We start from the raw sequence: 14,917 nt of genomic DNA, 5'->3' as shown, positions 1-14,917 counted from the left end.
CCCGGCGCCCTGTCATAGGGGCAGGGCCCACGTCCTCAGCGGGCCGTCCACGCGCCGTCGAGCGGCAGCGAGGCGCCGGTGATCGAGGAGGCGTGGGGCAGGCAGAGGTAGAGGGCGAGCCCGGCGACCTCGGCGGGTTCGATGAGGCGCTTGACGGCGGTGCGTTCCAGCAGGACGCTTGCGACCACCTCCTCCTCGGGGACGCCGTGGACGCGGGCCTGGTCGGCGATCTGGTGCTCCACCAGCGGGGTGCGGACGTAGCCGGGGTTGATGCAGTTGCTGGTGACGCCGTGCGGGGCGCCCTCCAGGGCGACGGTCTTGCTGAGGCCCTCCAGGGCGTGTTTGGCGGTCACATAGGCGGACTTGAAGGGGCTCGCCCGCAGCCCGTGGACGGAGGAGACGTTGACGACCCGCCCCCACCCGCGCGCGTACATGTGGGGCAGGGTGCGGCGCAGGATCCGGAACGGCGCCTCGACCATCACCCGCTGCATCATCGCGAAGCGGTCGGGCGGGAACTCGTGGACCGGGGCGACGTGCTGGAGTCCGGCGTTGTTGACCACGATGTCGGCGTCGGCCGGCAGCGCCTCCACCGCCTCCGGGTCGGCGAGGTCGGCGATGTGCGCGACGCCGCCGATCCGCTCGGCGAGCCGGCGGGCCGGCTCGGCGGCCAGGTCGACGACGTAGACCCGGGCGCCGGCCGCGGCGAAGGCCTCGGCACAGGCCCGGCCGATGCCCGAGGCGGCCCCGGTGACCAGCGCGGTGCGGCCGTCGAGCGGGCGGGCTGAAGTGGTGTCCATGGCCGAGAACGGTAGGAATCCCGGGCCCGCGCTCCTATGTGGCGGACCCCTACAGCACCCCGCCGAACTGTGGTGTTCCCCGCTATCACACCGCCGGTGCGGCCGCGGACCGGCGGACGCCCGTGAAGCCAAACCCACCCTGAGGTGTCTTCCCCACAATGGGCGCGGATGCTTCACCCGTTCGGAGGATTGCTCGGTCAGATCCACCCATAGCGCCCGAATGCTCGCTACATTCACGCCGATTCCCGACAGGGGGCGTCGCCACAGGCAGCCGAACCGCTGGTGGAGCCGGTGCGGCGTCCGAGAGGTGTTGACTGACTATGCCCCAAAGGCCTGCAACCGACAGCCCGGCGTACGGACCGCTCGACCCGCTCGACCAGCACCGAGGTCCGGTCGGCCGGGCCCTTCCGGACGCCCCCGAAGCCCCGACCGCCGCCGAGGACGTGCGGCTGCCCGAACAGGCCACACCCGCCGACCGGCTCGTGCCCGAACACCACGCCGCGGAGCACCACGCCGCGGAGCACCACGCCGCGGAGCACCACGCCGCCGAACACCACGCTCCGGAGCGGCACGCCCCGGAGCGGCACCCGTCGCCCGAGCGGCACGCCCCCGAGCGCCACCAGCCGGCCGGTACCACCCAGAACCTCCAGCTCGCCGCGCTGATCGAGGAGGCCGGCTTCTCGCACGCCGGCCTGGCCCGCCGGGTCGACCAGCTCGGCCTGGAGCACGGCCTCGACCTGCGCTACGACAAGACCTCCGTCACCCGCTGGCTCCGCGGCCAGCAGCCCCGCGGCGCCACCCCCGCGCTGATCGCCGAGGTGTTCACCCGCAGACTCGGCCGCCGCCTCACCGCCCAGGACCTCGGTCTGGACGCCTGCGCCCCGGTCTACGCCGGCCTGGAGTTCGCCGAGACGCCGCAGGAAGCGGTGGACATCGTGGCGAGCATGTGGCGCAAGGACATCGGGCCGCAGTCCGAGCTGCGCCGGATCGCCTTCACCCCGGCCGGCCTGGTGGTGCCCAGCCGCGACTGGCTGATCGGCCGCACCGACGAGCGGGTCGCCAGGGACGGCTCCACGCTGGCCCGGCCCGACCCCGGCACCGGTGCGCCGCCCGCCGGCCCCGGTCCGCGCGGACCGGCCCCGACCGCCGCCCCGGTCTCCCGGACCGGTCCCGCCGGCCCGACGGCCGCCGGGGCCGCCGCGCTCGGCGCCCGGGTGCCCACCCAGAGCCGCCGCCCGCCGATCGCCGTCGAGCCGCCGTACCACGACCCCGGCCGCGACCAGCGCCCGGCGCTGCGCGTCGGCCGCGGCGACATCGCCGCCATCCGCGCCGTCGGCGACCTGTTCCGCGCGCTGGACCACGCCTACGGCGGCGGCCACGCCCGCCAGGCGCTGGTCCGCTACCTGGAGAGCGAGGCCGAGCCGATGCTGCGCGGCCGCTACGGCGAGCAGATCGGCCGCGCCCTGTTCGGGGCCGTCGCCGACCTCACCCGGCTGGCCGGCTGGACGTCCTTCGACATCGCCGCGCACGGCCTGGCCCAGCGCTACTTCGTCCAGGCGCTGCGGCTCTCCCAGGCCGCTGGCGACCGCGCGCTCGGCGGGTACGTCCTGGTGACGATGAGCCAGCAGGCCGTGCACCTCGGCCACGGCCGGGAGGCCGTCCAGCTGGCCAGGGTCGCCCAGCAGGGCGTGGGCACCGCGGTGCCGCCGACCGTGCAGGCGCTGCTGCACGCCGCCGAGGCGCGCGGCCACGGCCTGCTCGGCGACGTCCGCTCCTGCACCACCGCGCTGGTCCGGGCCGAGCGGGCGCTGGCGGCCGCCCGGACCGGGGACGACCTGCCGTCCTGGGCCCGGTTCTTCGACGAGGCGCAGCTCTCCGACGAGTTCGCGCACTGCTACCGGGACCTCCAGCAGTGGCGGACCGCCGCCCAGCACGCCGAGAAGTCGCTGCGGCTGCGCTCGCCCGCGTACGCCCGCAGCCGGATCTTCTGCCGGCTGGTGCTGGCCACCGCCCGGCTCGGCATGGGGGACCTCGACGAGGCCTGCGGCATGGCGACCGACGCCCTGCGGGCGGCGGGGGAGATGCGCTCGGCCCGGTCGCTGGAGTACGTGCGCGACTTCCACCGCCGGCTCACCCCGTACCGGGGCAGCCCGGTGGCGCGCGCGTTCGAGGAGACGGCCCGCCAGGCGGGGGTGATCTGACCGGCGCTCACCGTCCCTGACCCGGTCCCACCGGCCCGAGGCCTACCAGCTCTCGGCGTTCACCCGCGGCCGGCCGCCCCCGACGGCGGCCGGCGGCCGGACGTCCCCGCGCAGCCGCTGCGCGGTCAGCGGGAACAGCAGCACCGAGAGCATGCCCGCGCCGACCAGGGCGGCCGCGGTCGAGGACGGCAGGTGGCCGGCGTCCACCTCGATCGTGGTGATCACCACGACCAGCGGCAGTGCGGTCGCGCCGTACAGGCCGAGCGCGGCCCGGTCGCGCCGTCCCGTCCCGGCGGGGGCGAGCAGCGCGACGGGCAGTCCGCGCACGACCGGCAGCAGGAGCAGGAAGACCGGCACCAGCAGCAGGGTGCCGGGATCGCCGAGCAGCGCGTCCAGGTCGAAGTTCATCCCGCTGACCACGAAGAACACCGGGACGAGGAAGCCGAAGCCGATCCCCTCCAGCTTGGCCTCGACGACCTCCTCGGTGTGCCGCGGGATGTCGGCGAGCAGCAGCCGGGAGACGACGCCGGCGGTGAAGGCGCCGAGCAGCATGTCCAGCTCCAGCCAGAGCGCGGCGGCCACCATGGTGGCGAGCACCAGGATCACGGTGCGCACCGCGAACTGGCCGGAGGTGCGCAGGGTGCGCCGGATCAGCCCGGTCATCCAGGCGGGCCGGGGGCGCCGGGCGACGCCGATCGCCAGGGCCGTGATCACCGCGAAGGCGGCCAGGATGACGGCGGTGCGGGCCGGGCTGTTGCCGCTGAGCAGGACGGCGACGGCGATGATCGGCCCGAACTCGCCGACCGCGCCGGTGGCCATGACCAGCGAGCCGAACCGGGTGGGCAGCTCCCCGGAGTCGCGCAGCACCGGCAGGATGGTGCCGAGCGCGGTGGTGGTGAGCGCCAGCCCCGTGAAGGCGCCGTTCAGCGGGTCGGGGTCGACCAGCGCGCCGAGGCCGAGCGCGGCCACGACGGTGATCAGCCAGGCGCCGACGGCCCGGCGGAGCGGGCCGCCGCGCAGCCGGGCGAAGTCGATCTCGTACCCGGCCAGGAACATCAGCATGGCCAGGCCGAACCGGGAGAACGCCTCGACCAGGACGTCGACCTGCACCCAGCCCAGGACGTCGGGGCCGATCAGGACGCCGAGCAGGATCTCGAACACCACGGTGGGGACGGCGATCCACCGCAGCAGCCGGTCGGCGAGCAGCGGCGCGGCCACCGCGGCGGCGGGGACCAGGATCAGCGCGAGCGGCTGGACGGCGGGTCCGGCGCTCACGCGGCGGCCGGCGGTGAAACAGGAATCATCCGATCAGCGGTCATATCGGCATATTGGCACGCGGTCCGCCACCGTCCCGTCAGCCGGTCCGGCCGCCGGACCGCGTGCCCCCTCGTCGCGGGCCGTCAGGCCGCCGCCGCCTCCCGGGCGGCGGCCGGCAGCCCGAGGTCGCGCGCCACGGCCCCGGCCGCGCGCCGCCCGGAGACCAGCGCCCCCTGCACGCTGCTGGTGTCCCGGTGATCGCCGCAGACGTACAGTCCGGCCAGCAGCCGCACCGGCCGCCGGGTGTTGTGCGGCGGCGGCATGGCGGGCACCGCGTCCGGCAGGTGCCGCACGCTCAGGAACTGCCAGCCGCCGGTCGAGGTGCCGTACAGCTCCGCCAGCCGTCCGCGCACGGCCGGCTCCAGCGCCGCCGGCCCGCCGGCGTCGAAGCTGCGCCGGCCGAGCACGGTGGTGGCGATCAGCGCCTGCCCGGGCGGGGCGTACGAGGGGTGCAGCTCGCTGAGCACCAGCGAGTGCGAGACGAGCGCGGGCCGCCCGTCCGGCCGGTCGCCGTCCAGCAGCAGGGCGGCCTCGCCCAGCGGGGCCCGGTCGGCCGCGTGGTAGAAGGTGGTGACGGGGTGGAAGTCGGGCAGCCGCAGGCCGGGCAGCAGTTCGGCGGCGGCGCGGGGGTCGGTCGCGACGATCACGGCCTGCGCGCCGATCCGCCCGTGCTCGGCGGTCTCCACACCGTCGGCCGCGATCGCGGTGACCCGCACCCCGGTGCGGACGGTGCCGGGGGGCAGCGCGGCGGCCAGTTGGGCCGGCACGGCCGAGATCCCCCCGGCGGGCAGACAGAGCCGGCCGCGCGCGTAGCAGCGCAGCACCAGGTCGGCGACCCGGCTGCTGGTGCCCAGGGCGGGGTCGCTGAGCAGGGCGCCGAGCAGCGGGCGCAGCAGGCCGTCGACGGTGCGCGGGGCGAGCCCGCGTTCGCCGAGGGCCCGGGCGGCGGTGGTCTCCGGCCGGGCCTGCAGCCGGGCCGGCGGGGTGGCGGCGAGCCGGTTGAGCCAGCCGCCGAGGCGCGCCTTGTCCAGCGGGTTGCCCAGCGGCGCCCGGGCGGCGGCCTGCCGGGCGGTGGTCAGTTGCGGGTCCCCGACCCGGTACCGGCGCCCGCCGTTGTGCACCAGGACGCCCGGGGCGAGCGGGCGCAGGTCGAGGCGGTCGAGGTCGAGCACGCGGCGCGGCTCGGGGAAGGCGGTGTTGAGCAGGTGGCTGCCGTGGTCGAGGCGGAAGCCGTCCAGTTCGTGGGCGGCGGCGCGGCCTCCGATCAGGTCCGCGGCCTCCAGGAGGTGGACGGCGAAGCCGTGGCCGGTGAGTACGCGGGCGGCGGCGAGGCCCGCGAGGCCGGCCCCCACCACGATGACGTCCGGGTCGGACTGTCGGCGGGTGCGGCGGATGAAGTCGTACGTGGGCACGGGTGGCTCCCTCCCTGGTCCCGGATGTTTCGGGCCGGCGCAGGCAGCGGGGTGCTGGGACACGGTCCGACCGGTGTGATGCCCAGTCAGTGCGACGGTCAGACAAGCGCATCGGGCCCGATCCAAGGCCGGGAAGAGGAGTGACCGCATCCAGTGGGGGCGCCGTCACGGACTGTGCGCCGATCCGGCCGCGATCCCGTCCGGCGGGCGCACACGGTCACCGGGGGCGCGCAGCGCGCCCACCACGTGCTCCCGTGCGCCCCCTCCCGGAGCCCCTCCCGGCCGTCGCCCGACCTCCGCCCGCGCTCCGCCCGGCATATGCCCCTGGCCAGCGTGAACGTCGTACCCGGCCTACGCGACGGGGCCGGGCGCGACCGCGCGCCCGGCCCCGGAAGGCCCGTGCCGGCCCGGCCGGCCGGTGCTCAGAGCGCCGCCCGCACCGCCGCCTCGACGTCCGGGTGCGCGAACCGGAAGCCCGCGTCCAGCAGCCGGCGCGGCACCACCCGGTGGCTGCCGACCACCTCGACCGCCAACTCGCCCAGCACCGTGTCCAGCACGGCCCTCGGCACCGGGAACGGCGTCGGCCGGCGCAGCGCCCGCCCCATCGCCGCCGTCAGCTCGGCGTTGGTCACCGGCTCCGGCGCGGTCAGGTTGACCGGCCCGCTGACGTCCTCCCGGTCGATCAGGAAGCGCAGCGCGGCGACCTCGTCGGCGAGCGAGATGAAGCTCCAGTACTGCCGGCCGTCGCCGAGCCGTCCGCCGAGGCCCAGCCGGAACAGCGGGAAGAGCCGGCCGCCGGCGCCGCCGGCCGCGGAGAGCACCAGCCCGGTGCGCGGGTGGACCACCCGGATCCCGGCCCGCTCGGCCGGCCCGGCGGCGGCCTCCCACTCCACGCAGACCTCGGCCAGGAAGTCGTCCCCGGCCGGCGAGGACTCGTCGATCACCCGGTCCCCGGTCTGGCCGTAGTAGCCGACGGCCGAGGCGCTGACCAGGACCTTCGGCGGCTCGTCCAGCCCGGCCAGCGCGGCGGCCAGGGTCTCGGTGCCGAGCACCCGGCTCTCCCGGATCTCCCGCTTGTAGGACTCGCTCCAGCGTCGGTCGCCGACGCCGGCGCCCGCGAGGTGCACCACCGCGTCGACGCCGGCCAGCCCGGCCCGGTCGACCTGGCCGAGCAGCGGGTTCCAGCCGATGGCGGTGGTGCCGTCCGGCCGCGGCCCGGTCTTCGAGCGGTGCCGGACCAGCCGTACCACCTGGTGTCCGTCCGCCAGCAGCGAGTCGACGAGCGCCGAGCCGATCAGTCCCGTGGATCCTGTGACCGCGATTCTCATGCGCCCATCCTCGCAGCCGGGCCCCGTACGGGCGGGAACGCCCACTCCGTCCCCCTCCGGGTAATTCCGTGTACGTCCGCGCCGGGCCTCGTTAGCATGCCGCGCATGCACGAAACCGACGATCTGATCATCCGTCCCGCCCGGGCCGAGGACGAGAAGGAACTCGCCGTCCTCAACCGCGCCACCTGGACCCCGCTGGCCGAGGTCGGCCCGCTGCCCGCCGAGGACGCCGGGGTGTTCGACGAGCGCCACCTCCCGGACCAGTTCCACCTCGCCCTGCTCGACGGCCGGATCGTCGGCTACGTCCGGGTCGTCCCGCCGACCCCGCTGCCCAGCAACCAGCACGTCCGTCAGATCCAGGGCCTCGCCGTCGACACCTCCGCGCGCGGCCGGGGCATCGGCGTCGCGCTGGTCGAGGAGGCCTGCCGGGTGGCCCGCGCCCAGGGCGCCCGCCGGATCACCCTGCGGGTGCTCGGCCACAACGCCCCGGCCCGCGCCCTCTACGCGCGCTGCGGCTTCGTGGTCGAGGGCTCGCTGGCCGAGGAGTTCCTGATCGAGGGCGCGTACGTCGACGACATCTGGATGGCCCGCTCCCTCACCGGCTGAAGCGGAGGAGGGGCGGAACGCGCCACCCGGGCCGCATCCTGACGTATCGTCAGGACCGGACCACGGGTGGTGCAGAGTCGTGACAAACCCGGCCTGTCTGGAGCATCGCCCGGACGGGTACGGTCTTGCCGTGAGCAACTCGACGCCTCCCGGGTGGTACCCGGTTCCGGGTGCGGACGGCACGGCCGGTCATGAGCGCTGGTGGGACGGTACGGCCTGGACCAGTGACGTGCGCCCCGTCCAGGCGGGCGGCGGCCAGATTGCCGACGCCCCGACGCAGGTCTCCTGGCAGAACCCCGCGCAGTCCGCCGCGCCCCCGCCGCCCGCCTACGGCTACGGCGCCCCGCAGCCGGGGCAGCCCGGCTACGGCTACCCGGCGCAGAACCCGCCGGCCTACGGCTATCCGCCGGCCGCCTACCCGCCGCCCTCCCGGCCGAACCGGATGAAGACCGGCACGGCCGTCGGCATCGGGGTCGCGGTGCTGGCCGTGGTAGGTGTGGTCGCCGCCGTCGCGCTCAACAGCGGCGGCGACGGCCCGTCCGCCAATCCGACCCCGCCGGTGACCACGGTCACCGTCACCGACACCCCGAGCCCGACCGCCCCGGCCCCGACCACCACCAGGCCGGTCTCGCCGCCGCCCACCACGCCGCCGCGCCCGACCCCGGTGCTCAAGGACACCGTGGCGGACCCGCAGCACTCCATCACCGTGCCGGTCTTCGAGGGCTGGGAGGCGAACACCAGCGGCTCGCACTCGACCGTCTTCCTGGGCACCGGCCAGTACACCTGCCCCGGCGGCGGCAACTGCATCCGCGGCCAGTTCTCCGTCGAGAAGGACACCATCTCCGGCAGCACCGCCCGGGCGGCGGCCGAGGCGGCGATGCCGGCCTACGCGGCGGCGATCTTCACCAACATCACCTCGCACACCGACGCGGGCTCCTCCAACACCACGGTCGCGGGCATCTCGGGCTACGCGGTGCGCTGGCACATCGTGACCTCGGACGGCAGCAAGGGCTACATCCTGATGGTGGCCGTCCCGGCCAAGGGCGGCGGCTACGTGGCCTTCGAGGGCGGGGTGGACGACGCGGCCGGCGCGCCCGACCCGTCGGTGCTGGACCAGATCCTCAAGGGCATCAAGCAGGACACCAGCGCGGCGGGCGGCTCGAACACCTGAGCCCCCGGCCGCGTCCGGTGCCGGGCCGTCCGGGTCGGTCCCGGTGGCTTGACGCGTCAGTCCCCGTAGCGCTCCCAGAGCTTGGGGAACCGTTTCGCCATGACGTCCGGGTCGTCGAAGTCGAAGCCGGCCCCGGACGGCCGCGCGGGCTGCCGCCCGCCCACCTCGGGCAGCGGCAGCCCGGTCAGCTGCTCGTACGCCTCGTCGGCGGCGTAGCCGAGGTCCTCGGCCTCGCCGTCCTCCTCCTCGTCGAACTCCGGCAGCAGGTCGGCCAGATCGTCCGGCTCGTGCAGGCCGCCCTCGAAGACCTCCCGGCCCTGGCCGATCAGCCAGCACCGGAAGTAGTCGAAGGAGTCCTCGGAGGCGCCGCCCAGCAGCAGGTAGGCCGCGCCCCACAGGTCATAGCGGTAGGCGCGCTGGAAGCGGGCCTCGAAGAGCCGGGCGAAGTCGATCACATCGTCCGGGGCCAGCTCACCGAGCCGCTCCACCAGGCGGTCGGCCTGCTCGTCGGGATCGCCCTCGGCGGCCTCCCGGGTCTCGTCGATGATCAGCCAGAAGTCGGTCTCGTCCATCACCGCTCCAGCATCCCTGTTCGGCCGCACGCGCGCATGCGAAGAACGGGTGAATCACCCGGAACCGCGCGAAAAACCCGGAACGGCGCGAAGCCCCCGCCGAGGCCGCCGCGACCGGGCCCGGACGCGCGGAACCCCGCGCCGTCCGGGGACGGTGCGGGGTTCCGGTGCTGCGGAGCGGACTCCCGGGAGCCTTACAGGCCGAGCTCGACCTCGAACTCGCCGGCCTCCAGGATCTCCTTGACCGCCACCAGGTAGCGGGCGGCGTCGGCGCCGTCCACCAGGCGGTGGTCGTAGGAGAGCGACAGGTAGGTCATGTCGCGGATGCCGATGGCGGTGCCGCCGTCGGCCTCGATGACCACCGGGCGCTTGACGGTGGCGCCGATGCCCAGGATCGCGGCCTGGTTCGGCGGCACGATGACGGTGTCGAACAGCGCACCGCGCGAACCGGTGTTGCTGATGGTGAAGGTCGCGCCGGACAGCTCGTCCGGGGTGATCTTGCTGTCGCGCACCTTGCCGGCCAGCTCGGCGGTCTTCTTGGAGATGCCGGCGATGTTGAGGTCGCCCGCACCCTTGATGACCGGGGTCATCAGACCCTTCTCCGAGTCCACCGCGATACCGATGTTCTCGGTGTCGAAGTAGGTGATGGTGCCCTCGGCGTCGTTGATCCGGGCGTTGACGACCGCGTGGGCCTTCAGCGCCTGGGCGGCGGCCTTGACGAAGAACGGCATCGGGGAGAGCTTGACGCCCTCGCGGGCGAGGAAGCCGTCCTTGGCCTTGGCGCGCAGCGACATGATCTTGGTGATGTCCACCTCGACCACGCTGGTGAGCTGCGCCTGCTCGTGCAGGGCCTTCATCATGTTGTCGCCGATGACCTTGCGCATGCGGGTCATCTTGACCGTCTGGCCGCGCAGGGCGGACGGCGCGGCGGCGGCCTTCGGCGCGGCGGCCGGGGCGGCGGCAGCGGCGACCGGGGCCGGAGCCTGGGCCGCGGCCTTGGCGGCCTCGGCGGCGGCCAGGACGTCCTGCTTGCGGATGCGGCCGCCGACGCCGGTGCCGGCGACGGAGGACAGCTCGACGTTGTGCTCGGCGGCGAGCTTGCGCACCAGCGGGGTGACGTAGGCGTCACCGGCGTCGGCCACCGGGGCGGCCGGAGCAGCCGGGGCGACCGGGGCCGGAGCGGCCACCGGGGCCGGGGCGGCGACCGGAGCCGGAGCCGGAGCGGCGACCGGAGCGGCCGGGGCGGCGACCGGAGCCGGGGCGGCGGCCGGAGCCTCCGCGGCCGGGGCCGGAGCGGCAACCGGGGCCGCCGGAGCGGCCGCCGGAGCGGCGGCGACGGCACCCGCGGCACCGATCAGCGCGAGCTGGGCGCCGACCTCGGCGGTCTCGTCCTCGCCGACCAGGATCTTCACCAGCGTGCCGGCGACCGGCGACGGGATCTCGGTGTCGACCTTGTCGGTGGAGACCTCGAGCAGCGGCTCGTCGACCTCGACGGTGTCACCCTCGGCCTTCAGCCAGCGGGTGACGGTGCCCTCGGTGACAGACTCGCCCAGCGCGGGCAGCAGCACCGGGGTGGCGTCGCCGGCCGGGGCGGCCGGAGCGGCGGCGGGGGCGGCCGGGGCCTCGGCGACCGGAGCCGGGGCGGCGGCCGGAGCCTCCGCGACCGGGGCCGGGGCGGCCGGAGCGGCCTCGGCGGCCGGGGCCGGCGCGGCGACCGGGGCGCCCGAGCCGTCGTCGATGATCGCCAGCTCGGCGCCGACCTCGACGGTCTCGTCCTCGCCGACCTTGATCGAGGCCAGAATGCCGGAGGCCGGGGCCGGGATCTCGGTGTCGACCTTGTCGGTGGAGACCTCGAGCAGCGGCTCGTCGACCTCCACGCGCTCACCCTCGGCCTTCAGCCAACGGGTGACGGTGCCCTCGGAAACGCTCTCGCCCAGCGCGGGCAGTGTTACTGAGACCGCCATGGTTTCAGCGACTCCTATCAAGTCTTGCGAACAGGAATGGGGGGTGTGGGGGCGCGATCAGTCGTGCGCGTGCAGCGGCTTGCCGGCCAGCGCCAGGTGCGCCTCGCCGAGGGCCTCGGACTGGGTCGGGTGGGCGTGGATGAGCTGCGCGACCTCGGCCGGCAGGGCCTCCCAGTTGTAGATCAGCTGGGCCTCGCCGACCTGCTCGCCCATGCGGGCGCCGACCATGTGGACACCGACCACGGCGCCGTCCTTGACCTGGACGAGCTTGATCTCGCCGGCGGTCTTCAGGATCTTGCTCTTGCCGTTGCCGGCCAGGTTGTACTTGAGGGTGACGACCTTCTCCTTGCCGTACAGCTCGACGGCCTTGGCCTCGGAGATGCCGACGGAGGCCACCTCGGGGTTGGAGTAGGTCACGCGCGGGACGCCGTCGTAGTCGATCGGCACCGGCTTGAGGCCGGCCAGGCGCTCGGCGACCAGGATGCCCTCGGCGAAGCCGACGTGCGCCAGCTGCAGGGTCGGGGCGAGGTCGCCGACGGCCGAGATGGTCGGCACGTTGGTGCGCATGTACTCGTCGACGAGGACGTAGCCGCGGTCCATCGCGACGCCGTTCTCCTCGTAGCCGAGGCCGGCCGAGACCGGGCCGCGGCCGATGGCGACGAGCAGCAGGTCGGCCTCGATCTGCTTGCCGTTCTCGGTGGAGACGCGCACACCGGTCTCGGTGTACTCGACGCCGGTGAAGCGGGCCTTCAGCTCGAACTTGATGCCGCGCTTGCGGAAGGCGCGCTCCAGCAGCTTGGAGGAGTTCTCGTCCTCCAGCGGGACCAGGTGCGGCAGGGCCTCGACGATGGTGACGTCGACGCCGAACGACTTCCAGACGGAGGCGAACTCGACGCCGATCACGCCGCCGCCGAGGATGACGGCCGACTTCGGGATGCGGTCGAGCTTGAGGGCGTGGTCCGAGGAGATGACGCGGTTGCCGTCGATGTCCAGGCCCGGGATCGAGCGCGGGACGGAACCGGTGGCCAGGATGATGTGGCGGCCCTCGATGCGCTGGCCGTTGACGTCCACCGAGGTCTGCGAGGAGAGCTTGCCCTCGCCCTGGATGAAGGTGACCTTGCGGGACGCCACCAGGCCCTGCAGACCCTTGTACAGGCCGGCGATGACGTCGTCCTTGTACTTGTGGACGCCGTTGATGTCGATGCCCTGGAAGGTGGCCAGCACGCCGAACTCGGCGGCCTCCTTCGTCTCGTCGGCGATCTCGGCCGCGTGCAGCAGCGCCTTGGTCGGGATGCAGCCGCGGTGCAGGCAAGTACCGCCCAGCTCACCCTTCTCGACCAGGGCGACGCTCAGGCCCAGCTGGGCGCCGCGGAGCGCCGCGGCGTAACCGCCGCTTCCGCCTCCGAGAATGACTACGTCGAAAACGGTGCTGGCGTCGTTCGCCACGTCACGTCCTCCATGCAATGGGGTGTGGATCGCCGGGCCGGTCGCGGTCCGGTGGGTCGGAAGCCTTTGTGGGGCGCCCAGTCGTGCCGGAAATACATCTTCGCACTTGTTCGCGGTGGCTGATGTCCGGGTCCGCTCCAGGGGTGTCCCGAGGGGCGGTCGCAGGGGTGGGAACCCCCCGGACACAGGGGCATCGTCGCAGCTCAGGGCAGGGGTGGCCGGGGGCGGGGCGGGGGCTCGCGAAGCCTGCGGAGCCCCCGGTTCCGCACTGCGGAACAAAGTTTCGCCCGCAGCGAACAGGGGTGCGGTGGGCGCCGCGGTTCCCTACCGGCAGGTAACCGGCCCGGTAAGCCGGACGGGGCCCGGCGCGTGCGCGCCGGACCCCGTCCCTCGGTCGTGCCCGGCCGTCAGGCCTTGCCGCCCGCCGCCTTCTGCTCGGCGAAGCGGACCAGGGTGCGCACCGCGGAGGCGGTGCCGCCCTTGGGGGTGTAGCCGAACGGCGCGCCCTCGTGGAACGCCGGGCCGGCGATGTCCAGGTGCGCCCAGTCGATGCCCTCGGCCACGAACTCCTTCAGGAACAGGCCGGCCACCAGGCCGCCGCCCATCCGCTCGCCCATGTTGGCCAGGTCGGCGACGGTCGAGTCGGTCATGCCCTTGCGCAGCTCGGCCGGCAGCGGCATCGGCCAGGACTGCTCGCCCACCTCGCCGGCGGCCGTGTGCAGGGTCTCGCGCAGCTCGTCGGCGTTGGCCATCACACCGAAGGTGCGGTTGCCCAGCGCCATCATCATGGCGCCGGTCAGGGTGGCGACGTCGACGATGACGTCCGGGTTCTCCTCGCCCGCCCGCACGATGGCGTCGGCCAGCACCAGGCGGCCCTCGGCGTCGGTGTTCAGCACCTCGACGGTCTTGCCGCCGTACATGCGCAGCACGTCGCCCGGGCGGGTGGCCGAGCCGGACGGCATGTTCTCGGCCAGCGCCAGCCAGGCGGTGACGTTGACCTGCAGGCCCAGGCGCTTGGCGGAGACGACGGCGGCGAACACCGCGGCGGCGCCGGCCATGTCGCACTTCATGGTCTCGTTGTGGCCGGCCGGCTTCAGCGAGATGCCGCCCGAGTCGTAGGTGATGCCCTTGCCGACGAACGCCAGGCTGGCCTTGGCCTTCGGGTGGGTGTAGGCCACCTTCACCAGCCGCGGCGGGTTGACCGAGCCGTTGCCGACGCCGAGCAGACCGCCGAAGCCGCCCTTGAGCAGCGCCTTCTCGTCCAGCACCTCGACCTTGAGGCCGTGCTCCTTGCCGGCCGCCTGGGCGATCGCGGCGAAGGACTTCGGGTTCAGGTCGTTCGGGGCGGTGTTGACCAGGTCGCGGGCGCGGTTCATCTCCTCGCCGACGACCAGGGCGCGCTCGACGGCGCCCTTGGCCTCCTTGCTGCCCTTGCGGGTCGACAGCAGCACCAGCTCGCCGACCGGCCCCTTGCTGCCGTTGCCGTTGTTCTTGTAGCTGCCGAACGCGTAGGAACCGAGCAGGGCGCCCAGCGCGACGGCCTCGATCTCGTCGGCCGACTCGGCCGGCAGGGCCAGCGCGGCCTTCTTGGCGCCGGCCAGGGTGCGGGCGGCGACACCGGCGGCGCGGCGCAGGGCCTCCAGGCCGTACCCGCCCTCGGCGGCGTCACCGAGACCGACCGCGAGCACGAGCGCGGCCTTCAGACCGGCCGGGGAGGGGACCTTGACGGTCTCGCCCTCGGCGCCGGAGGCGCCCAGCGTGCTGAGAACCTCGGCCAGCTTGCCCTCGAACGCCTCGGCCACGGCCTCGGCGCCGGGGGCCAGCACGATGCCCTTGGGGCCCTTCGCCACACCGATCACCAGGGCGTCCGCACGCAGCGAGGCGGCGGAGGAGGTGCTCACAGACAATGCAGTCACGTAAAACGTCCTGTTCTTTCGCGGTCCACGACCGGTCGCGGCGCGAGTGCCGCACCGGCGCAGCCCGGACCGCCGGCCAGGCCGACCGGCCGGCGTCCGCCGGGCCCGGGGCCCCTGGCTGCGCGCGCCCACCGCCGTGGCGGTCGCGCACACCAGAGGCCCCGGCGCCCCAACGCGCGCCGGACGG

At 74.6% G+C, this 14,917-nt stretch carries 11 protein-coding genes; 3 read left to right on the top strand and 8 right to left on the bottom strand.

Annotated elements, in window-relative coordinates:
• Nucleotides 1-35 precede the first annotated feature (35 nt).
• On the bottom strand, nt 36-797 hold the full coding sequence (locus tag ABTX81_RS25445) for a 3-hydroxybutyrate dehydrogenase (protein WP_350549594.1): 762 nt from the start codon (nt 795-797) through the stop codon (nt 36-38).
• 320 nt (nt 798-1,117) lie between these two features.
• Here ABTX81_RS25445 and ABTX81_RS25440 point away from each other — a divergent pair, with 320 nt between their 5' ends.
• The gene (locus tag ABTX81_RS25440; protein ID WP_350549591.1) at nt 1,118-2,998 is read left to right on the top strand and encodes an NsdA family TPR-like regulatory protein; all 1,881 of its coding nucleotides are present in this window, start codon (nt 1,118-1,120) and stop codon (nt 2,996-2,998) included.
• Nucleotides 2,999-3,040: 42 nt separating this feature from the next.
• Here the strand turns inward: ABTX81_RS25440 and ABTX81_RS25435 are convergent, their stop codons facing one another.
• From ABTX81_RS25435 to ABTX81_RS25425, 3 genes are all read right to left on the bottom strand, one after another.
• The gene (locus ABTX81_RS25435) at nt 3,041-4,273 is read right to left on the bottom strand and encodes a cation:proton antiporter (protein ID WP_350549588.1); all 1,233 of its coding nucleotides are present in this window, start codon (nt 4,271-4,273) and stop codon (nt 3,041-3,043) included.
• 125 nt (nt 4,274-4,398) lie between these two features.
• Nucleotides 4,399-5,727 carry an NAD(P)/FAD-dependent oxidoreductase gene (locus ABTX81_RS25430; RefSeq protein ID WP_350549586.1) on the bottom strand — a complete coding sequence of 443 codons (1,329 nt, stop codon included), beginning with the start codon at nt 5,725-5,727 and terminating at the stop codon, nt 4,399-4,401.
• Nucleotides 5,728-6,149: 422 nt separating this feature from the next.
• Complete coding sequence (locus tag ABTX81_RS25425) at nt 6,150-7,055, bottom strand: TIGR01777 family oxidoreductase (protein ID WP_350549583.1); 906 nt, start codon at nt 7,053-7,055, stop codon at nt 6,150-6,152.
• A gap of 96 nt (nt 7,056-7,151) precedes the next feature.
• Here ABTX81_RS25425 and ABTX81_RS25420 point away from each other — a divergent pair, with 96 nt between their 5' ends.
• Complete coding sequence (locus ABTX81_RS25420) at nt 7,152-7,661, top strand: GNAT family N-acetyltransferase (RefSeq protein WP_502892851.1); 510 nt, start codon at nt 7,152-7,154, stop codon at nt 7,659-7,661.
• A 130-nt stretch (nt 7,662-7,791) separates the two neighbouring features.
• Entirely contained in the window at nt 7,792-8,832 is a 1,041-nt protein-coding gene (locus ABTX81_RS25415) for a DUF2510 domain-containing protein (RefSeq protein WP_350549579.1), read from the top strand.
• A 56-nt stretch (nt 8,833-8,888) separates the two neighbouring features.
• On the opposite strand, the gene ABTX81_RS25410 is transcribed toward ABTX81_RS25415, so the two are convergent.
• From ABTX81_RS25410 to ABTX81_RS25395, 4 genes are all read right to left on the bottom strand, one after another.
• Entirely contained in the window at nt 8,889-9,404 is a 516-nt protein-coding gene (locus ABTX81_RS25410; RefSeq protein WP_350549576.1) for a DUF4240 domain-containing protein, read from the bottom strand.
• A 194-nt stretch (nt 9,405-9,598) separates the two neighbouring features.
• Complete coding sequence (gene sucB / locus ABTX81_RS25405) at nt 9,599-11,368, bottom strand: 2-oxoglutarate dehydrogenase, E2 component, dihydrolipoamide succinyltransferase (RefSeq protein ID WP_350549573.1); 1,770 nt, start codon at nt 11,366-11,368, stop codon at nt 9,599-9,601.
• Between the two features lie 57 nt (nt 11,369-11,425).
• Nucleotides 11,426-12,832 (bottom strand): dihydrolipoyl dehydrogenase, encoded by a 1,407-nt coding sequence (gene lpdA / locus ABTX81_RS25400; protein ID WP_350549570.1) that lies wholly within the window; start codon nt 12,830-12,832, stop codon nt 11,426-11,428.
• 389 nt (nt 12,833-13,221) lie between these two features.
• A complete protein-coding gene (locus ABTX81_RS25395; protein WP_350549567.1) occupies nt 13,222-14,730 on the bottom strand; it encodes a leucyl aminopeptidase in 1,509 nt (502 codons plus the stop codon).
• Nucleotides 14,731-14,917 lie beyond the last annotated feature (187 nt).

Origin of the sequence: Kitasatospora sp. NPDC097605 (genome assembly GCF_040302725.1) — a bacterium.
In the GTDB taxonomy this organism is placed as follows: domain Bacteria; phylum Actinomycetota; class Actinomycetes; order Streptomycetales; family Streptomycetaceae; genus Kitasatospora.
Note: the sequence above shows the minus strand (reverse complement) of the source record. Positions and strands in the feature narration are given on the sequence as shown.